We start from the raw sequence: 19,858 nt of genomic DNA, 5'->3' as shown, positions 1-19,858 counted from the left end.
CGACCAATAGACAGCTGAATGGCTTCAGGGGGCGAAAACTGTGACTTCCGTGGCGGTAAACCGCGTCATTAAAGCTTTACACTGCTATTAATAAACGTGGTCAATGAAAGGGTTTTCCTCACGCTAGCGCTTTCGCCCCTGTAGGTTCTTTCGGTTTTAAATGGAGGTTTTTATGAGCTGTAAGCCAACCGCTTCAATGATGGAACGACGCCACCCCGAAACCACCCATATCGATAGTCTCGCCACTCTCGATATGCTGACGCTGCTGCATAAGGATGATAAGCAGATTGCCGAAGCCGTTGGGGCCTGTTTACCGGAAATAGCACGACTGCTTGATAACGCGACGGCGACGCTGAGTCGGGGAGGACGGCTGGTGATTATCGGCGCCGGTGCGTCAGGCCGCGCCGCCGTGCAGACGGTGAGCGAGTTTACCCCCGATGGCAAGCATTCACTGGTCGCGCTTATCGCCGGAGGGCCAGCCGCCGCGCTGCAGGAGATGGAAACCGCAGCGAGTAATTACGATCTTGGGGCGTTTGAACTGGAGGCGTTGCAGTTCAGTAATCAGGATATGCTACTGGCGTTGACGGTAAGCGGCAAAACGCCGTGGGTCTGGGGAGCGATGCGTCACGCGTGGTCGCTTGGCGCGCCAATTGCGGTGCTTACCCAGCAGACCAGCAGTGAAGCCGCGCAGCTGGCGGATATCATTATTGCCCCGCCAACAGGCCCGGAGGCGGTGGCGGGCTTTGGTAATCCAAAAGCACAAATTGCCCAGCGGCAGATCCTCAATATGCTGACTACCGGACTGGCTATTCGCGCAGGGCGGGTGTATGAAAATCTGCGCGTCGATCTGCAGGCCAGTACCCCGCGCTGGGCCGAGCGGCAGATAGCTATCGTAATGGCGGCGACGGAGTGTTCGCGTAGCGAGGCCAAAGCGGCGTTGGCCAACTGCAACCAGCACTGCCGGACGGCGATATTAATGATCCTCAGCGGGCTTGATGCCTGGCAGGCGCGCGAGCTGCTGGCGGAGCACAACGACCATCTGCGGATTGCGCTGCGTGCGGCGCAGCCGGTTGCCTGAAGTTAACCCTGGGGCGCGTATTTCCGCGATACGCGCCGTATAATTTGAAATATCCCGCAGGTAAATATTTTAGTTATTCCATACGGTTTAGCTGCTTTTTCAGGGTGTTATTTATTCTGCCGTTAAATATTCATCATAGGTTTATTTCTTCGCTGCAGATTTATTTTACTTTTTTAAGTTAAAAAACCAGGTTAATGATAATTAGCTGCCTGTGCGAAAGTGTAAATGATATTTTAAAATAAAGTAAAAGTGCGTTAATATGCAGGCTCTTAATACACTTGTGCTATGTGATATTTCTATTATGCCTGCAATTAAAAATACGATTATATCTATGACCGCATTAGCGATGTTCGTCAGTACGGCGACCTTCGCAAATGACGATGCCGCGAAAAAAACCGATTTCCTGCTGATTGGCGGCGGTATTATGAGCGCGTCGCTGGGGACCTGGCTGCATGAACTACAGCCGGACTGGAAACAGGTAATGGTTGAGAAACTCGATGGCGTCGCGCTGGAGTCCTCCAACGGCTGGAACAACGCCGGAACCGGACACTCCGCTAATATGGAGCTGAACTACACGCCGGAACGCCCGGACGGCACCATCGACGTCAGCAAGGCGCTGGATATAAACGAACAATTTATGATCTCCCGCCAGTTCTGGACGGCGCAGGTCAAACGCGGCGTGTTGCACGATCCGCACTCCTTTATTAATTCCACCCCGCATATGAGTTTTGTCTGGGGTGATAACGTCGATTATCTGCAAAAGCGTTATACCGCGCTGCAGCAAACGACCTTATTCCAGGGCATGAAATTCTCTACCGATCACCAGCAAATAAAACAGTGGGCTCCGCTGGTGATGGAAGGACGCGATCCGCAGCAGCGCGTTGCGGCGACCTGGACGCCGGTGGGTACTGACGTTAACTATGGGGAAATAACCCGCCAGCTGATTGCCAGCCTGAAGAAAAATAATAACTTCACGCTGCAAACTTCTTCTGAAGTGACCGATTTTAAACGTAACGCCGATAATTCCTGGCACGTGACGATTAAAAACGTTAATAGCGGCGAAGAGCAGGCGATCGATGCGAAATACGTATTTATCGGCGCCGGCGGTGGTGCCCTGAAATTACTGCAAAAAACCGGTATTCCTGAAGCGGATAACTACGCCGGATTCCCGGTTGGCGGCTCCTTCCTGATGACCGAAAACCCGGCGGTGACCAACGAGCATCAGCAAAAAGTTTACGGTCAGGCCTCGGTGGGCGCACCGCCGATGTCGGTACCGCACCTGGATGCCCGTTACCTTGACGGCAAGCGCGTGGTACTGTTTGGGCCATTTGCGACCTTCTCGACTAAGTTCCTCAAAAATGGTTCATTCCTCGACCTGCTGAGCACCACGACTACCAGCAACGTGCTGCCGATGACCCACGTTGGTCTGGATAACTTTGACCTGGTGAAATACCTCATCAGCCAGGTCATGCTCAGCGACGATGACCGCTTTGCGGCGTTGAAAGAGTATTACCCGGGCGCGCGTAAAGAGGACTGGAAGCTGATTCAGGCCGGACAGCGCGTACAGATCATCAAAAAAGATGCCGAGAAGGGCGGCGTACTGAAGCTGGGCACCGAAGTCGTTGTTGACCAGCAGAAAACTATCTCCGCGCTGCTTGGCGCTTCGCCGGGTGCTTCCACCGCCGCGCCTATTACGCTCAACGTGATTAAGCAGATGTTCCCTGAACAGTTTAACTCGCCGCAATGGCAGAGCCGCATTCACGAGATCGTACCGAGCTATGGCCAGAAGCTGAACGGCAACGTCGCGCTGACCCAGCAGGTTTGGGATGATACCGCGGCTGCGCTCCAGCTCACCAAACCGCCGGTGATTGAGATGAACGCCTCCGCTCCGGTTATGACCGCCAAACCGGCAGAGCCGAAGGCGGAAGCTTCGCCGCAGCACGATATGGCGCTATAAGTTCACACCCGATGAAATTGCCCGGTGGCGGCTGACGCCTCACCGGGTCTACTGGCCTCTGTTCGCTGCCTGGCGAAAACGCTAAATTGCTAAAATCTCTTCCCCCCGGCGATATCCCCCTTCCGGCCAATCCTTCACTCGTTGATTATGGTTATACTGTCTTGAAATCCCGAAAGAAAATGCTAATCAAGACCGAAATGCGGAGCGCAGGGCCATGAAAGACGACATTAATCAGGACATCACCTTCCGCAAGCTGTCGGTATTTATGATGTTTATGGCGAAGGGCAATATCGCCAGAACCGCAGAGGCAATGCAGCTAAGCGGCGTTAGCGTCCACCGCGCCCTGCATACGCTGGAAGAGGGGGTCGGCTGCCCGCTGTTTATTCATAAAGGGCGTAATCTGCTGCCGCTGCCGGCGGCGTGGACGCTGCTGGAGTACTGTCAGGACGTCATGAGCCTGATGACACGCGGGCTGGAGGCGACGCGCAAAGTAGCGGGCGTCGGGCAGGGGCGGCTGCGCATCGGTACGCTTTACTCCCTGACCCTTGAAACCGTGCCGCGTATTATCATGGGTATGAAGCTGCGCCGTCCTGAACTGGAGCTGGATCTCACCATGGGCTCCAATCAGATGCTGCTGGATATGCTCGAAGATGACGTGCTGGATGCGATTCTGATCGCCACCAATGAAGGTGAATTCAATGATTCCTCTTTCGATGTGGTTCCGCTGTTTGAGGATGATATTTTTCTTGCCGCCCCGGCTGCGGAGCGGCTGGAGGCCAGCAAACCTGCTGAACTACGCGATTATGCCGATCGCAAATTTGTTTCGCTGGCGGAAGGGTTCGCTACCTATGCGGGCTTTCAGGATGCGTTTCAGATAGCCGGTTTTCAGCCGGAGATCGTCACCCGGGTTAACGATATCTTTTCGATGATTAGCCTGGTACAGGCGGGGGTGGGCTTTGCGCTGCTGCCGGGACGAATGAAAAAGGTGTATGAAAACGATGTACAGCTGTTGAAGCTGGCGGAGCCTTATCAGATGCGCCAGCTGATCTCTATTGTCTATTCGCACCATCGCGAGCGCGACGCCGACCTGCTGGCGCTGGCGGCAGAAGGGCGGATGTACGCCCGTAGCCTTAATCGATAAGTCGGGAAGCCAGGTGGCGTGCGACGTCGATACCGCTGCGTTCCAGCGAAATAGACTCTCCCTGCCAGCCTGCCTGGCGGGTGAGGCAGGTCAGGACGCCGCCGGGCGGCATTTCGATTGCCAGCCGCGCCTCCCGCTCGTCGGCGGCGATCATCGCTTCCTGCCAGCGCACGGTGCGCGCCATATTCAGCGCCAGGTCGTCGGCTATTCTTATCGGGTCCCATAACACCCGCGCCGTGGAGCCGCTCAGATACGCGCGGCGCGGCCGTTGGAGCGTGACGCCCGCGAAGGCTTTTGCCAGCTCCGCAGCGGGTTTATTCAAAAGCGCGCAGTGCGAAGGGACGCTAACCGCCAGCCGCTGCGCTTTGCTGGCGCCAGCGGAGAGCGCCAGCTGCGCCACGCGGGCCATTTCGTCATCGCGCCCGGCAATGACAATCTGCGTTTCCGCGTTGAGGTTGGCAATATAGAGGTCGCTGTCGGCAATCAGCTTCTCCACGCGGTCGAGCGTCAGGCCCATAATCGCGGTAAGCCCATAGCCGTGAGGATAGGCCCGCTCCATTAAATCGCCGCGTAGCGCTACCAGCCGCAGCGCGTCGGCGAAGTCCAGCGCGCCGGCAATGACCGCCGCCGGGAAAGCCCCTATCGACAGGCCGCTGACCATATCCGGAGTCACCCCCTGACGCTCCAGCTCCCGCGCCCAGGCGACGCCGGCGATTAGCAGGCACAGCTGCACCGCACGGGTGTGTTTTAACGCCGCGGCGGTATCTAAATGGTCGACTTCATCGCCGAGCACGGTCCGCGCCTCGGCAAGGATGTTCTGGCGGTCGGGAAGGTCGGCGAGCATATCCGGCCGCTGGTTTCCCTGACCGGGAAAGGTAAAAAGAATTTTCATGCTTCCTCCCTGAGCCACGGTTCGGCGGTTAGGCGCGGGCCGCGGGACGTTTTCAGCAGGACGCGACCATCGCGCAGCCACTCGTTTAGCGCGAAAGCCCCGGTGGGGGTTTCAATCTGGGTGTCCGCCCGGCAGGGTAGCTGCGCGACCCGGGTCTGCCAGGCGAGCAGCGCTTCGCGGGCAAGCGGCTGCGGGGCGCGGATCAGCAGATCCAGATCGCTGTTGGCGTGCAGCACGGGGATTTCGGTGGCCAGCGCGTAGCCGGTGCTGCCGGTAATGCCCCAGCGCCACGGCCAGTCGTGCAAGGTCAGTGATATAGCCGCCTGTACCGGCGGCTGAGAGACAAACGGCGATCGCAGAAGCTGCTGACGATCGGCGAGCGTTTCCGGAGTAATGGCACGGACGATATTCTCCATCCGTACCCAGCCCGCGGCGCGCTGCTCGCGCTTCATGCCCCGCACGCCCACTGGAATGCGGGCGCAGGCGTCAACGTCGCGTCGTACCACCACCGGCAGGCTGGTGCGCCAGTGCCGGGCGACCCAATGTTCCTCAATCGCCTCCAGCGCGGCGGCACTATTCAACCAGACTAAATCGTGAGGACGCGGCGTTGATAGCATCGTTAGATCCCTGAAGTTAAAGTGATAAACAGCGGCAGCGACAGGATACACAGAACCGAGCTTAACAGCAGCACCGCTTCCGCATCCGGCGACTGTACGCCAAAGCGGTTACCGAAGACCACGCCGAAGAAACCGGCCGCCAGGGCAATCATCAGAATGGCGGTAATGGCGATAGAACCGTGCAGTCCCAGCAGCATCACCAGACCCCAGGCGATAAACGGCTGTACCAGCAGTTTAGCGATGGTAGATGTGGCAATCAGCGCATTGAGCTGCAGCTTACGCGCTGACAGAATCACACCGGTCAGGAACAGCGCCGCAGCGGTCGCCGCCAGGCCCAGCGGTTTGATAGAGGCCAGCAGCAGATCCGGCATTTTGATACCGATTGCCGAAAGCACAACCCCCAGCAGCGGTCCCCAGACGATCGGTTTTTTCACCGAACGCCACATCAGTACCGGCAGCATCGCCAGCGTCGAGCCGCTGTTCTCACCGGAGGCGAGCGCTTTTTCACGTTCCAGAATCAGCAGGCAGAACGGCGTCATCAGTACCGAGCCGCAGGCAATGGAGACAGCCACGGAGAGAGGGGTCGATGCGCCTTCGCCGAGCACGCTGCCCAGAATCGGCAGTCCGAGAGCGGCGTAGTTAGGCAACGCTACGGTCAGGGTCAGCACGGCGGCATCCTGCGGTGAACGCTTAAACACGCGGGTGGCGAGAAAGTAGATGGCCGCATAGGTAATCCACATCGCCCCGGTCAGTACCAGCACCAGCGGCGATTGGGCGACGATACCGTTCCATGGAGTTTGCACCGTGGCGCTAAACAGCGTCGCGGGCAGGGCAAAATCCATCACGAAGATGTTGAGTAAAGAGACGTTCTTGTTATCGACCATTTTGGCCTTACCGGCCCAGAAGCCCAGCAGCATGATGACAAAAATCGGGGCGAGAGCATGGATAATCACATAAGTCATAAATCACCTGTAAATGAGAAAGAGTACTGACGCGATTGTTATTATTTCTAAAAGCGGTTCCTTCCCGGGGCGCTTGATGGCGCCCCGGGTGGCCGCTTCCGGCAGGTTTTCTTCTGGTTAGGGACTGACTACCAGCTGGCGCGCATGCGATCGCGTACCAGTTGGGAACTACGGCGGTTCTCCGCGCCAAGGCGGCATTTCAGTGAGGCATCCCGGCGGGCGTCAGCGATGGCGTCGCGCAGGGTGTCGGTGACCAGCGTCAGGTCATGGGCGCTCGGCGCATCAGGATTACTGATATCCAGCAGGGCGGAGAGCAGGCCGAGCGTCGCGTAGTTGCTGACGTCATAGGCCATCGGCGGAATGGTTGCCGCCAGTTTCTCCAGCGCCTCAACGGTGCGCAGGGTGATCCGCGCGGCGGACTCTTTACCCATCGCATGCACCAGTACCCCGGCGTCGTTAAACGCGATCAGACGATTGGCCTGGTAGCCGTGGGCGAGAAACGCCCCGGACATCGCTTTGCCAACGATCAGGCCAATCACCGGGTGCCCGGCAAGACGCGCCTTCGTGTATGCGCCTGCCGCCCCGGCCAGCGCCTGATGAATACCAAACGCTTCTTCGCGACGGCCATAGGCCTGGCTGGGGACATCGATAACCGCGATAATCGGGCGCTTCACCGTCTTATCGGCATCGGCGTCAATGGTTTCGTTGACCACTTTTGCCAGCGTCCAGCCTTCCAGCAGGCCGACTTCACCCTGAGCGGCGCGTGGGTAATGGTTATTAGCATCCGGTACCACGGCGATAAAACGGGCGCTTTCACCGTTAAAATCGGCGTCGGCAACCTGCACCGATGGGCACAGACCGGTCATTAGCGGGGCGTTTGGCGCCAGCTGATTTAGCCACAGCGCGGCGCGATTAGTGAACTGGCTCATTATTTCACCTCCCGGGCGAATAGCTGTTTGATCTGCGCGGTGTCCGCCTGCTGGCGGGTATCGAATCGGGTCAAACGGGTCAGGAAATCCTCATATTTGTCGCTGCGATGCTGTGCGGGTACGCCTTTGGCAATCGCGTCGTTCATCGCGGTTTTTACGGCGCTGATGCCGTCGCCCACCAGGGCGTCCACCAGGCCGCTGGCGTAGCGAATTTCGCCGCCGGTCATGCTCCAGATAAACGGACGGTCGCGGGAATCGTACTCTTCTATCCCCGCTTCCTGCTCGATAACCTGCGGTCCGTTAAGGCCCAGACGCGCTTCGCGGGTGACAATCAGGTAGCTGCACAGCGCCGCGGCGATGGACATGCCGCCGAAGCAGCCGACGGTACCGGCGACAATGCCGATCACCGGAGTGTATTGGCGCAGGTCGACAATCGCGGCATGAATATCGGCGATGGCGGCAAGGCCCAGATTGGCTTCCTGCAGGCGCACGCCGCCGGTTTCCAGGCACAGCACCGCCTGGGTTGGAATACCGTTGCGGTTATCTTCCGCCGCCAGTTCAAGGGCGGCGGCCATTTTCGCGCCGGAGACCTCACCCATGCTGCCGCCCTGGAAGGTACCTTCAATGGCAATCACCACCGCCGGCTGGCCGTTAATGGTGCCTTTTGCGACCACCATACCGTCATCGGACTGCGGAACGATGCCCTGCGCGCCCAGCCAAGGCGACATAATGCCTTCGAACGGATCCAACAGTTCGCGATAGCTGCCGTCATCCAGCAGCATGCGGGCGCGTTCACGAGCGCGGAGTTCAATAAAGCTGCGATCGTTACGCATGGGCCACCTCCTCAAAAACCTGTTCAATACGGATCCGCGCGACGCCGGGCGTGGCGCCGAAGTCGTGAATAATCAACTGACCGCCGGGCAGGCCGTTAATCAGGCTCAGCCGTTCGAACAGCGCGTTCCAGCGCGCCTGGCTGTTATCCACCGAGGTGGTGATTTCTACGTTGAGCGTATCGCTCTGCCCGGCGGTATACAGCACTTCCATATCGCCGGAGCCTACAACGCCTGCCAGCGCTTTGCCGCTGAGGCCGCGAGTGGCAGGGAATGACAATTTAATCTGTTCCATAACATCCTCTGAATGCGTTAAGCGGAAACCCGGTCGAGAAACAGGGTGGCGGCAAGAAGATCCGCCGCGCCACCCGGCGAGGCGTTATGCGCCAGCATCTGCGCATCAAGACGCGCCAGCGCGGCGCGTCCTCTGGCTGTCGCACATCCTCCTGCCGCCAGCACCTCGCCAGCGCCTTGCCGCATCGCTTCAAGGCCCGCCATTCCGGCGCGGGAGAGCACGCAGGTATCGCTAAGCGACGTCATAATCGCCATCAGCGCGTCGAGCCGGGCCTGTTCTTCGCTGGCTCCCTCGGCCCGGCTGCGCAACAGCTGCGGCAGCGCCAGAGTGGTGACGTGCGGAAAAGCGCGCTGCGCTTCTTCCCGCGCGCCCGGAACCTGCCAGCGGCGGCTGGCGCGCAGACCTTTACTAAAGGTCCTGGGCGCGCAGGCGTCCGGCAGACGGGCGAGGGCGGCGGCGGTTTCCGTAATCTTCTGTGCATGACTTTCTCCCCCCAGCATCGCCGTCGCGCTGACCAGCAGGCCCAACGCCCAGATAGCGCCGCGATGGGTGTTGACCCCCTCGGTCGCCAGCATCATCCGCGCTTCGCCTTCGCGACCCAGACGGCCGACGGTTTCGCGCAGGGCGATATCGGCTGGACGCCGCCAGCTCTGCAGGGCCAGCGCGTGAAACGTTGGCTGCAGGCTGCGGGCAGAGCGCTCCATCAGCGCCAGACTCAAATCGTGATGCGCGCCGCTGCCGCGGCTGTCGACCAGCCCCGGCTTGGGGCTCAGCCGCGCTTCGTCAATCAGGCAGGCGCTGGCGGTCTGGGCCAGCCAGCGGCCCCGGCTTTCAGCAAATTGGGGGGAGAGTTTTTTCATTACCAGCTCCGGAATTTTGCCGGTGGGTTGTACAGACCGTCGGACCACTCAACCAGGTCGGCTACGCTGCCGGCGGCGAGCAGGGAACGGGTGGCGTCGCTGCGGCGAATACCGATATCTTCCGGATACACGACTTTGCCGCTTTGACGCAGTGCGGCCACGCGCCTGGCGTCGACGCCGAGACCAATATCGGTGATCCCGGCTACGGCAGCTACCATTGCCCGGCGTTCTTCAAGGCTTTCTGCCCGATAGAGATAGGCGATGCCTTCTTCGGTCAGCACGTGGGTGACGTCATCGCCGTAAATCATCACCGGCGCCAGCGGCATCCCGGAGGTTTTGGCGACTTCAACGGCGTCGAGTTTCTCCACGAAGGTCGGTTTAACGCCCGCCTGGAAGGTTTCCACCATCTGTACCACCAGCTTTTTACCGCGCTGCATCGGGTCCGGTTCGGTAATCATGTTAAGCCATGCCGGCGTGGCGTGGCGGCGACCGTGCGGGTCGTGACCCATATTCGGCGCGCCGCCGAAGCCGGAGAGGCGGCCGCGGGTTACCGTCGAGGAGTTGGCCAGACCATCAACCTGTAGGGTCGAACCGATAAACATATCTACCGCATACTGGCCCGCCAGCTGGCAGAAGGCGCGGTTGGAGCGCATGGAGCCGTCGGCGCCGGTAAAGAAGATATCCGGACGCGCGCGAATGTACTCTTCCATCCCCAGCTCGCCGCCGAAGCAGTGCACGCTCTCTACCCAGCCGCTTTCAATCGCCGGAATCAGAGTGGGATGCGGGTTCAGCGTCCAGTGTTTACAGATCTTACCCTTCAGACCGAGCTGTTCGCCGTAGGTCGGTAGCAGCAGTTCGATGGCGGCGGTATTAAAACCGATCCCGTGGTTGAGGGATTGCACCTGATGCTCGGCGTAGATGCCTTTAATCGCCATCATCGCCATCAGGATATGCTCCTGTTTAATCAGGCGCGGATCGCGGGTAAACAGCGGCTCGATAAAGAACGGCTTGTCTGCGACAACAATATAGTCAATCCACGAGCCGGGGATATCCACGCGCGGCAGATCGCATTCGTCATCAACCAGTTCGTTAACCTGGGCAATAACGATGCCGTCATGAAACGCGGCGGCTTCCACCAGCGCCGGAGTGTCTTCGGTACTTGGCCCGGTGTACAGGTTGCCCTTGCGGTCGGCCTTATAACCGGCGATCAGCGCGACGTTCGGCGACAGGTCAACGTAAAGGCGAGAGTAAAGCTCGATGTAGGTGTGGATAGCGCCGATTTCCAGCAGGCCATCTTCCAGCAGCTGCGAAATACGCAGGCTCTGGGTGCCGGAGAAGGAGAAATCGAGCTTGCGGGCGATACCTTTTTCGAAGAGGTCCAGGTGCTCGCTTCGCCCGACGCTCGGCATAATCATATGCAGGTCGTGAATTTTTTGCGGATTAACTTCCGCCAGCATCCGCGAAAGGAAATCGGCCTGTTTCTGGTTGTTGCCTTCCAGCACCACGCGGTCGCCGGGGGCCAGCAGCTGCTCAAGAACCGCAACCAGCCGGTCGGTGGGGATTACTTTGCCTGAGACTTTGGCCTCGGCCAGTCGCCGCTGTTTTTCCGTACGGCGACGGTTCCAGACGCGTCCCGTCGTTTGTTCGGCACTCATTATTAACCTCCTGATTCGACGAATCGTTTTGATTGTCCTGGTGTGGGAATAAGTGTGCGTCTGAGCGAGCCGGGCATCAATTAAGGCAGGTGATGAATTGTTAGCATAAGAGTAATAATTAGCAGGCTAGATATGTGATGGCGATCAATAATGAAGGTGAATGATTGGTCTACAAGGAGGCGACGTAGATATAAAAGTGACAAGTGGGGGAATTTTCCGGTGGCGCAGCTTCTCCCCGGCTCGCACTGCATTTAGCCGGGCTACGGGTTCACAGCTGTTTGTAGGTGGTAGTCCGGACAGATGCGTCAGCATCACCTCCGGGAAGTTTTGCCACTCCGCACTCAGTCCCCCGGGGGGGTGCAAAGCGCCTGCCCGGGCTACAGGTTAACAGCCGTCTGCGAACAAGTAGCCCGGACAAGGCGCATCATGCGCCGCCTCCGGGAGAACCGCGCGCAATGTCGTTAGTTTTTACTCAAATCGCTAAGCAGAAAGGCGATACTTTGCCCGGCAACCGTCTGTTCGAGGGCGATTTTGACGATAATCGTCAACGGAACTGAGAGCAGCATGCCAACCGGGCCCAGCAGCCAGCCCCAGAAAATTAATGACAGAAACACCACCAGCGTCGATAGCCCCAGGCCGCGGCCCATAATGCGCGGTTCAAGGATGTTGCCAAACACCAGGTTAACGAGCAGATAGCCCGCCAGAACCACCAGCGCTTCGTACAAACCGCCAAACACCAGCACCTGCAGAATCGGCGGGATGGCGGCGAGAACCGAGCCGATATTGGGAATATAGTTGAGCGCAAAAGCCAGCAGCCCCCACATAAAGGCAAAGCGAACGTCCAGCACCACCAGCATTCCCCAAACCACCAGCCCGGTCACCAGGCTGATGGCGGTTTTTAACACCAGGTAATGAGAGACGCTATCCAGCGCGCGCTGAATCGCGCCCATGCCTTCAACCGGCCGCGACATCAGCTGCTGCAGCTTTGCCGGAAGCTGCGGCACTTCAAGCAGCATAAACACCACCGTGAGCAGCAGCAGGAAGATGGAGGACATGGCGTTTGAAAGCTGGGTGAGCAGGCTGGTCACCATCGTCATCACCGCGTTGGGGTCTATATATTTATTCAGCTCAACCACCGACACGGTGAAGCCGAAACGCTGTAACCACGGCGCAACGGTTTGCATCGGTTCATACAGGTAATTGCGATATTGCGGCAGGGTACGCGCGAGTTCGTTGAGCGAGGTGCCCAGCGAGGCCAGAAGTATTACGGCCAGCAGGACAATAACGCCCACCAGCAGCGAAATGGCCAGCACCCGCGGCACCCGGCAGCGTACCATCAGCTGAACCAGCGGGTTAATCACTACCGCCAGGAAAAGCGCCAATATGAAAGGAACGATAATATCCGCCGCGAAGCGAATGCCCGTAAGGATGATAACCATCATGCCGAGCATGATGACTATTTTTAAGCCGTTAAGCGTGATAATGGGTTTGGCCATACCGCTCCCTGCGAGAAAGCACTGAGTCTGTTGTGAGTTCATTGTAGACGCTGGCAAAGTCGGCGTCTCAACGCTGCGTGTCTGCTAAAAAGAAAAATGCCCGTTTATTTATAATTGACGAAGTGAAATCATAATGGCAATCGCGATTGGAAAAAGCTAATCCAAATCAAATATTAGAGGTAAAGAACTGCAAAGGCTTTGAGTTAAATGTGGCGTTATGGTACAAATCTGCTGGTGTATAACTACAGAGGACAATTTTCATCCGCAAATGACGAGAAGCAATACCGCGGATAATTGTAATTTTATGGACAATCGGTTCAGGATGTATATTTCTCATCACCCTGCAGTATCCCACTTAAACTCCCGCTTCCTTGGCGAGCAGCACTGGCGCTCGGCGCTTTAGTCTTCTTCTCTCTGCCTGAGCTGGCGCGCTGCGCACGGCTAAAATAACGTCAGAATTTTTCCGGTTTATCTTACGGTAAGCCGCGGTGGATTATATTCTCAAGCAGGAGAAGGGATCATGTTTTATTGGATTTTATTAGCTCTAGCTATCGTTGCCGAAATTACCGGCACTCTGTCGATGAAATGGGCAAGCGTAAGCGGCGGCCAGACTGGCTTTATTTTAATGCTGGTGATGATCGCGCTTTCATATATTTTTCTGGCATTCGCAGTGAAAAAAATTGCCCTCGGCGTCGCCTACGCCTTGTGGGAAGGGATCGGCATTTTACTGATCACCATCTTCAGCGTCCTGCTGTTTGACGAGACGCTGTCGACGATAAAAATTGCCGGGCTGGTTACCCTGGTTGCCGGGATTGTACTGATCAAATCCGGGACGCAGAAAGCGGCAAAATCAGGTAAGGAGAGCGCTCATGCAACAGTTTGAGTGGGTCCATGCCGCATGGCTGGCGCTGGCTATCGTGCTGGAAATCGTCGCTAACGTTTTTTTGAAGTTTTCCGATGGTTTTCGACGGAAGTTTTTCGGCGTGATGTCGCTGGCTGCGGTTCTTGGCGCCTTCAGCGCGCTCTCGCAGGCGGTGAAAGGAATTGACCTGTCAGTGGCCTATGCGCTGTGGGGCGGTTTCGGTATCGCCGCGACCATGGCCGCCGGCTGGGTGCTGTTTGGCCAGCGTTTGAACTATAAAGGGTGGGCCGGGCTGCTCCTGCTGGTGGCAGGCATGGTGTTAATAAAACTCGCTTAATATGATGCCGCCGGCGAACGCGGGCGGCAAATTCTGTGTCAGCGAGCCTGGGCCCGTCGCATTATTGCCGCTACGCCAGCAGCAGGGCAGACCGCTTACTGAGCGGCCAGCGCTTCCAGCTTATCGCGAAAACCGGTCACCGATATGGCGCGGTTGTCCGCCCGCCAGCGATCTTGTGGGCCAGGAGCTGAACTTTGTACCGCTATCACCTGCCAGCCATTATCGGTTTTTAGCAGCAGCGGGGAGCCGCTATCGCCCGGCAGTGTATCGCATTGATGGGAGAGCACCGAGGTTTGCGCCCAGCCGGTAACCACGCAATCTTCGTGAGTGTAGAGGTTATCCAGATGATCTTCCGGATAGCCTGACTGGGTTACTTTGCGCTCTGCGGTTTTAAGCGCCGCGGTCAGGTCGGCTTTACTGCCGCTGAAAATGGGCACCGGCGCGATCCCTGAGGGGGCATAGCGCAGAACGATAAGACCAAAATCCCACGGTGCAGCGGCGCTCGGAACAATCCAGCCGTCGCCGTCGGCCTTGAGCCGTTTCCCCAGCGAAGGATCAACGCGGCCTTCAATACCGTGGATTTCATACACCCAGCTGCCTTTGCGCGAGATAAAGCGTAGCGCGACGGGTTTATCCGGCTTGCCCTTGGGCGGCATAAGCAGACAGTGTCCGGCGGTGAGCGCCAGATTGGGGGTGATTAGCGTCGCGGTGCAAAGATTGCCGCTGGCGGTTTCCAGCTGCCCGATGGCATCCCAGGGGGCTTCTGTGGGATTGCTTACTGGTTTACGGTCATCATGACCAAAAAACAGCGTCTTAATATCCCTGGCGCTCATACCTTCATCATCGGCATGGACAAGCGCAGGAAAAAGATAAATGGAACACAGTAATAACAATACGTCTCTACGCATATCACTCTCTGGGGAGATAATTATGTATATTGAAAGTAGCAGCAGATTTAAGTTTATGAAAGTTAACAATAATTTTAATTAAGCCAGACGGCAGGCAAAACCGAGCCAAAACGCTGGTTACCGGCGGATGAATGGCGTGAATTCAATGCCTTAACGCCGTTTTCCTGCGGCGCTATTTCCGCAGAAAAAAGCGACGGAAGCAACATAAATCGTGTATCCGAACGTACATCGGAATGATGCGATAAATTGCTTTTCATTTTTGCGCTTCGCCAATATTGCTCTTCGGATAAAACCACCAATATCGGCGAAAATTGAGAAATCATCACAGGAAAAACGCACTTCTTTACCTGATTATTACTTATTTTCAAAGCGAAACATTTTCTCACCGTAAACGTTGTTATTGCTACTACCTTGTTGAGCAAATAGAGATGTTATCCCGGCAATGATATCTGCAATTTCTAACACCCGATGTATGGGAGGGGCTATGTCTAAACAAGGTATTCGCGCATTAGTTTATGTGTCGCTGGTTTCTGCGCTGATCTGGGGCGCTACGGGCTATCTGCTGGTGACTGCAGTCCATATTCTGTAATACAGGTTTCTCTTCCCGCAGGACGATTCCAACGGCAAGCGAAGCGGAAACAGTCAGGTTAAACAATATCAAGTAGGGCGATGGGCTATGGCAGAAGAACGTTTTTCGGTCAGAGCTGATAATCATCGCTGGTTCCGACGACCAGCTAAAGGGTAATGCTAAAAGCCCCGCACGGAACGCGGGCGGCTTTCGCAGGCGAGCGGAATGATGACCGTGCTGGTGACGGTTAAGCCATCTCCAGAATATTTTCTTTTTTCCGCAGATTATTCATATTCCTGACGGCCTCAGGTTGAATCCGGGACTATTCATAGCGACGTGAGCGAGCTTTCGTTTTATATCCCGGCGGTTGGTTGCGGGATAACGGTGCGGTACGCCCAAAAAATTGGCGACAATCCCGGCGCTTTTTCTGACGATTTACGGCCCGGGCTTAACATCTGGCAGCGAAGTTTTTAGTAGAGGAAAAAGCGGCTGGCGACCAGCGCGCAGATTATCAGCAGGATCAGGATGAGCTCAAAACGATAGCGCCGCAGCATGGTGCTCTCCAGAAAAAAACGGCGCTGAATCCAGCGCCGGTATCATATTAAACAGCCTTAACCGGGGAGATTAAGCAGCCGGTTGTGCAGCTGGTTTAGCGGTATGATGCTTTGTGGTTTTATGGTGTTTTTTAGCAGCCTGCGCTTTTTGAGCTACTGGTTTAGTGGCTGCTTTTTTGTGTTTCTTAGCGGCCTGCGCCTTCTGGGCTGCGGCTGGTTTAGCTTCAGCTTTTTTGTGTTTCTTGGCGGCCTGAGCCTTCTGGGCTACAGCCGTTTTAGCGGCCGATTTTTTGTGCTTTTTAGCCGCCTGAGCTTTCTGCTCTGCGGCCGGTTTGGCAGCGGCAGCATGATGTTTCTTGTGGTGGGTCGCTTTAGCGGTGGTGCTGTGAGTTGCCGCAGCCGGAGTGGTAGTCGCGGCAGCATCGGCTGCGAAAGCAACAGAAGACAGACCCATAGCAGCGGCAACGACCAGAGCTAATACTTTTTTCATTCTGATATCCTCGAAAAGGTTTCTTGTTTCAACCCCACTGCGGGGCCGTTGAAAGAACTATATGCTGGTCTTCTCGAGGTTTCCGTGAGTGTTTGGTATCGGCGTGTAACCGTATGTACAACGGATAAATACAAAGCAGGACAGGGCGTCGGGCAGGCCCGACGCCGGTGATTTACAGATAACGCGAGGTCAGGTGCTGGCGGAAAAAGTCGCTGTTAAGGTCTTCCCCGGTCGCGTGCTGAATCAGCTGCGAGGTAGGGAAACGGCTGCCGTGCTGCCAGATATTCTGCCGCAGCCAGTCGAACAGGGCGCTGAAGTTACCGCCAGCGATGTCGCTTTCTAACTGCGGTAGCGCTCTTCTGGCGGAAGCCATCAGCTGAGCCGCGTACATTGCGCCCAGCGTGTAGGATGGAAAATAGCCAAACCCGCCGTCGGTCCAGTGGATATCCTGCATACAGCCGTCGCGGTAGTTACCGGTAGTGGAAAGTCCCAACCAGAGCTGCATTTTTTCGTCCCACAGCGCCGGAATATCATCGACCTCAATATCGCCATCAATCAGCGCGCGTTCAATCTCGTAGCGCAGAATTACGTGAGCCGGATAGCTCACTTCGTCAGCATCGACGCGGATAAAGCCCGGTTTGACGCGCTGATTCCATGCGATAAAGTTTTCGTGGCTGAATGCCGGCTGATCGCCAAAGTACTGGCGTATCGTCGGCAACAGGCGCTGTAGAAATGCGTCGCTGCGGCCAAGCTGCATTTCGAAAAACAGGCTTTGCGACTCGTGGATTGCCGTTGAACGGGCGAGGGCGACGGGCTGATCCAGCCAGTTACGCGGTAAATTTTGCTCGTAGCGCGCGTGGCCGGTTTCATGAATCACGCCAAACAGCGCGCTGAGCAGGTCGTTTTCGTTATAGCGTGTGGTGATACGAACATCCTGAGGCACGCCGCCGCAGAACGGATGGGCGCTGATATCCAGACGCCCGCCGTCGAAATCAAAACCCAGCACGCGCATCGCTTCCAGACCCAGTTCGCGCTGAGCGGCAATTGGAAACGGCCCCTGAGGTTCAATAAGCGGCGACCGGGACTGTTTTTCAACGACTTTCTCCAGCAGAGCGGGAAGCCATGACTTTAGATCGGCGAATAGCACGTCCAGACGCGCGCTGGTCATATCGGGTTCAAAAATATCCAGCAGGGCATCATAGCGGGAGCAGCCTTTTGCCGCCGCCCGGATCTGCGCCTCTTCGCGGCTCAGTTTGACCACTTCCCGCAGATTTTCGGCAAACCCCAGCCAGTCATTGGCGGGCCTCTGGCTGCGCCAGGCGTGTTCGCAACGGCTTCCTGCCAGTGATTTAGCTTCCACCAGGCTTTCCGGCAGCAGCGCCGCCTGCTCATACTGGCGGGCCATTTCGCGCAGGTTGGCCTGCTCAACATCGTTCAGCTCTTCCTGAAGAGCATTGCGCAGCCATTCCCCCACTTTTTTATCGGTCAGAATTTGATGCTGCAGAACGCCGAGCTCCGCCAGGGCTTCACCGCGTGCGGCGCTGCCGCCGGGGGGCATCATGGCGAACATATCCCAGCCGGCGATGGCGGAGAGATGCGAAAAGCGGGACAGACGCTGGAAGGTGCGGGTAAGCTGATGATAGTTCTTGTTTTCCGTCATGATTACGCTCTGGCTGTTGCAAGTGAACAAAAGTGCTATTCGTGGTCCCTACACTAACCTGATACGCCGTTGGGGTCGAGGAGTGCGATTTTTTCGCCGCATAAATCTTCTCGCCGCTTGTGCAGACAGCCGCTCGGCGTATCAGAACCCTTCATTAGCATAATGTAGTGGTTAATCGATTGCGTATTTTATGTTTAGCTCGAAATAATCCAGATGTGCGCAAAGTAGCAGATTCTTTCTCTGCGCGGCGGCTAAACTCAATACAAGAACAGGCCGCGATGCGAGGTGAATTATGAATCCGTTTACCTGGCTGTTTTTTGCTCTACTTTCTCTTGATGCCGTCAGAGAACTGATGGGAATGTCGTCGGTATTAGGGATGTGGTGAATGAATAACGTGGCCTGCAACAGGCCACGTTAACTGCGTTATTTCAGACGCTTGTGCAGACAAGCGCCGGTGAGCAGTGCCGCTATTAACAACAGAGCGATAAACCCGCCTACGCCGTTCCAGCCGTAGTTATGCCAGAAAATACCGCCAAATGTTCCCGCCATGCTCGAACCCAGGTAGTAACTGAATAAATAGAGCGACGAGGCCTGGCCGCGTGCGCGACGGGCTCGTGGGCCAATCCAACTGCTGGCTACCGAGTGTGCCGCGAAAAAACCCGCCGAGAACAGCAGCATGCCGAGAAAAATCAGCCACAGCGAAGAGAACAGGGTCAACAGGAGGCCGCCGAGCATCACCGCCGTCGAGAACAGCATCACCGGACCGCGTCCGTAGCGAACGGTCATCGCGCCGGCTTTTGGCGAACTCCAGGTTCCGGTCAAATAGGCTACCGAAAGCAGGCCGACCACCGCCTGGCTAAGCGACCACGGCGAGAGCATCAGACGATAACCGATATAGTTAAACAGAGTGACGAATGCCCCCATTAACAAAAAACCTTCGAGAAACAGCAACGGCAGTCCGCGATCGCGCCAGTGCAGGCGAAAGTTGATCAGCAACGATTTTGGCCGCAGCGAGGTCGGACGAAAGTGGCGCGATTCCGGCAAAATACGCCAGAACATCAGCGCTGCGGCGAGGGCAAAGCCGCTAATGACCGCCAGCGCAATTCGCCAGCCGAAAAAATCAGTGAATACCCCGGTCAGCAGACGGCCGCTCATACCGCCAATAGAGTTACCGCTGATATACAGCCCCATGGAGAAAGCCACTACGCTGGGGTGGATCTCTTCGCTCAGGTAGGTCATACCGACCGCCGCCACGCCGCTTAATGACAGGCCAATCAGGGCTCGCATAATCAGGATCCCATGCCAGCTGGACATCATCGTCGACAGCAGGGAGCAGCAGGAAGCCAGCATTAGCGCGGTAACCATCACCTGCTTGCGGCCAATAGCGTCGGATAATGGCCCGGTAAACAGCAGGCCCACCGCCAGCATGGCCGTGGAAATCGACAGGGAAATACTACTGCTGGCCGGTGAGACGCCAAATTCGCTGGAGAGCACCGGCAGGATCGGCTGCACACAATAAAGCAGCGCGAAGGTCGCCAGTCCGGCAGAAAAGAGGGCGAGAGTAACGCGAATAAATTGCGGAGTACCGCGTTTAATAAACTGATTTGGCTGCGGTGCAATCATGTCGCTGATGTCGTGTGCCGGGACGGTATCAGCGGTAGTTGTACGACTCACGGAAAATCCTTGCTGTTTAACAGAGAGTTGAGCGGCGCATTGGCCCCTTATTCAGAGTATGAAAAGGTAAATATTCTGTCTAATATATTAATA

The 19,858-nt window shown here is 56.8% G+C and carries 20 protein-coding genes; 6 read left to right on the top strand and 14 right to left on the bottom strand.

Annotation, left to right across the window (positions count from 1 at the left end):
- Positions 1-172 precede the first annotated feature (172 nt).
- The 3 genes from GJ746_RS13800 (at position 173) to GJ746_RS13790 (ending at position 4,176) form a co-directional block, all read left to right on the top strand.
- On the top strand, positions 173-1,078 hold the full coding sequence (locus GJ746_RS13800) for an N-acetylmuramic acid 6-phosphate etherase (protein ID WP_154680723.1): 906 nt from the start codon (positions 173-175) through the stop codon (positions 1,076-1,078).
- A 301-nt stretch (positions 1,079-1,379) separates the two neighbouring features.
- On the top strand, positions 1,380-3,035 hold the full coding sequence (gene mqo, locus GJ746_RS13795) for a malate dehydrogenase (quinone) (RefSeq protein WP_154680722.1): 1,656 nt from the start codon (positions 1,380-1,382) through the stop codon (positions 3,033-3,035).
- Between the two features lie 214 nt (positions 3,036-3,249).
- Positions 3,250-4,176, top strand: coding sequence for a LysR substrate-binding domain-containing protein (locus GJ746_RS13790; protein WP_154680721.1), 927 nt, complete (start codon positions 3,250-3,252; stop codon positions 4,174-4,176).
- Here GJ746_RS13790 and mdcH read toward each other — a convergent pair.
- The 9 genes from mdcH to GJ746_RS13745 all read right to left on the bottom strand — a co-directional run bounded on the left by mdcH (position 4,166) and on the right by GJ746_RS13745 (position 12,712).
- Positions 4,166-5,068, bottom strand: a complete 903-nt coding sequence (gene mdcH, locus GJ746_RS13785; RefSeq protein ID WP_154680720.1) for a malonate decarboxylase subunit epsilon — start codon at positions 5,066-5,068, stop codon at positions 4,166-4,168. The two genes, GJ746_RS13790 and mdcH, sit on opposite strands and share 11 nt — an antisense overlap.
- Positions 5,065-5,685, bottom strand: coding sequence for a malonate decarboxylase holo-ACP synthase (locus GJ746_RS13780; RefSeq protein ID WP_154680719.1), 621 nt, complete (start codon positions 5,683-5,685; stop codon positions 5,065-5,067). The genes mdcH and GJ746_RS13780 overlap by 4 nt, the downstream gene beginning before the upstream one ends.
- 2 nt (positions 5,686-5,687) lie before the next feature.
- Positions 5,688-6,647: an AEC family transporter gene (locus GJ746_RS13775; protein WP_154680718.1), complete on the bottom strand. Its 960-nt coding sequence runs from the start codon at positions 6,645-6,647 to the stop codon at positions 5,688-5,690.
- 128 nt (positions 6,648-6,775) lie between these two features.
- Positions 6,776-7,576, bottom strand: a complete 801-nt coding sequence (gene mdcE / locus GJ746_RS13770) for a biotin-independent malonate decarboxylase subunit gamma (RefSeq protein WP_154680717.1) — start codon at positions 7,574-7,576, stop codon at positions 6,776-6,778.
- Positions 7,576-8,409 (bottom strand): biotin-independent malonate decarboxylase subunit beta, encoded by an 834-nt coding sequence (locus GJ746_RS13765; RefSeq protein ID WP_154680716.1) that lies wholly within the window; start codon positions 8,407-8,409, stop codon positions 7,576-7,578. Before GJ746_RS13765 ends, mdcE begins: the two co-directional genes overlap by 1 nt.
- Positions 8,402-8,701, bottom strand: coding sequence for a malonate decarboxylase acyl carrier protein (gene mdcC, locus GJ746_RS13760; protein ID WP_109213141.1), 300 nt, complete (start codon positions 8,699-8,701; stop codon positions 8,402-8,404). The genes GJ746_RS13765 and mdcC overlap by 8 nt, the downstream gene beginning before the upstream one ends.
- A 17-nt stretch (positions 8,702-8,718) precedes the next feature.
- On the bottom strand, positions 8,719-9,561 hold the full coding sequence (locus GJ746_RS13755) for a triphosphoribosyl-dephospho-CoA synthase (RefSeq protein ID WP_154680715.1): 843 nt from the start codon (positions 9,559-9,561) through the stop codon (positions 8,719-8,721).
- A complete protein-coding gene (gene mdcA / locus GJ746_RS13750) occupies positions 9,561-11,216 on the bottom strand; it encodes a malonate decarboxylase subunit alpha (protein ID WP_154680714.1) in 1,656 nt (551 codons plus the stop codon). Before mdcA ends, GJ746_RS13755 begins: the two co-directional genes overlap by 1 nt.
- A 461-nt stretch (positions 11,217-11,677) precedes the next feature.
- Positions 11,678-12,712 carry an AI-2E family transporter gene (locus GJ746_RS13745; RefSeq protein WP_154680713.1) on the bottom strand — a complete coding sequence of 345 codons (1,035 nt, stop codon included), beginning with the start codon at positions 12,710-12,712 and terminating at the stop codon, positions 11,678-11,680.
- 520 nt (positions 12,713-13,232) lie between these two features.
- Here GJ746_RS13745 and mdtJ point away from each other — a divergent pair.
- Both mdtJ and mdtI read left to right on the top strand, forming a co-directional pair.
- Complete coding sequence (gene mdtJ, locus GJ746_RS13740) at positions 13,233-13,595, top strand: multidrug/spermidine efflux SMR transporter subunit MdtJ (protein WP_154680712.1); 363 nt, start codon at positions 13,233-13,235, stop codon at positions 13,593-13,595.
- Positions 13,582-13,911, top strand: coding sequence for a multidrug/spermidine efflux SMR transporter subunit MdtI (gene mdtI / locus GJ746_RS13735; RefSeq protein WP_154680711.1), 330 nt, complete (start codon positions 13,582-13,584; stop codon positions 13,909-13,911). The genes mdtJ and mdtI overlap by 14 nt, the downstream gene beginning before the upstream one ends.
- 95 nt (positions 13,912-14,006) lie before the next feature.
- Here the strand turns inward: mdtI and GJ746_RS13730 are convergent, their stop codons facing one another.
- From GJ746_RS13730 to GJ746_RS13710, 4 genes are all read right to left on the bottom strand, one after another.
- Positions 14,007-14,819: a trypsin-like serine peptidase gene (locus GJ746_RS13730; RefSeq protein ID WP_154680710.1), complete on the bottom strand. Its 813-nt coding sequence runs from the start codon at positions 14,817-14,819 to the stop codon at positions 14,007-14,009.
- Positions 14,820-14,893: 74 nt separating this feature from the next.
- Complete coding sequence (locus tag GJ746_RS13725) at positions 14,894-15,145, bottom strand: hypothetical protein (RefSeq protein WP_154680709.1); 252 nt, start codon at positions 15,143-15,145, stop codon at positions 14,894-14,896.
- An 866-nt stretch (positions 15,146-16,011) separates the two neighbouring features.
- Complete coding sequence (asr, locus tag GJ746_RS13715; protein ID WP_154680708.1) at positions 16,012-16,431, bottom strand: acid resistance repetitive basic protein Asr; 420 nt, start codon at positions 16,429-16,431, stop codon at positions 16,012-16,014.
- Between the two features lie 172 nt (positions 16,432-16,603).
- Entirely contained in the window at positions 16,604-18,091 is a 1,488-nt protein-coding gene (locus GJ746_RS13710; RefSeq protein ID WP_154680707.1) for a carboxypeptidase M32, read from the bottom strand.
- 292 nt (positions 18,092-18,383) lie between these two features.
- Here GJ746_RS13710 and GJ746_RS25410 point away from each other — a divergent pair, with 292 nt between their 5' ends.
- On the top strand, positions 18,384-18,476 hold the full coding sequence (locus tag GJ746_RS25410) for a KPN_01571 family protein (RefSeq protein WP_227852670.1): 93 nt from the start codon (positions 18,384-18,386) through the stop codon (positions 18,474-18,476).
- Positions 18,477-18,514: 38 nt separating this feature from the next.
- Here the strand turns inward: GJ746_RS25410 and GJ746_RS13705 are convergent, their stop codons facing one another.
- On the bottom strand, positions 18,515-19,765 hold the full coding sequence (locus GJ746_RS13705) for an MFS transporter (RefSeq protein ID WP_154680706.1): 1,251 nt from the start codon (positions 19,763-19,765) through the stop codon (positions 18,515-18,517).
- Positions 19,766-19,858 lie beyond the last annotated feature (93 nt).

Origin of the sequence: Klebsiella oxytoca (assembly GCF_009707385.1) — a bacterium.
Taxonomy (GTDB): domain Bacteria; phylum Pseudomonadota; class Gammaproteobacteria; order Enterobacterales; family Enterobacteriaceae; genus Klebsiella; species Klebsiella oxytoca_C.
This window is presented reverse-complemented; position numbering and strand designations above follow the sequence as displayed.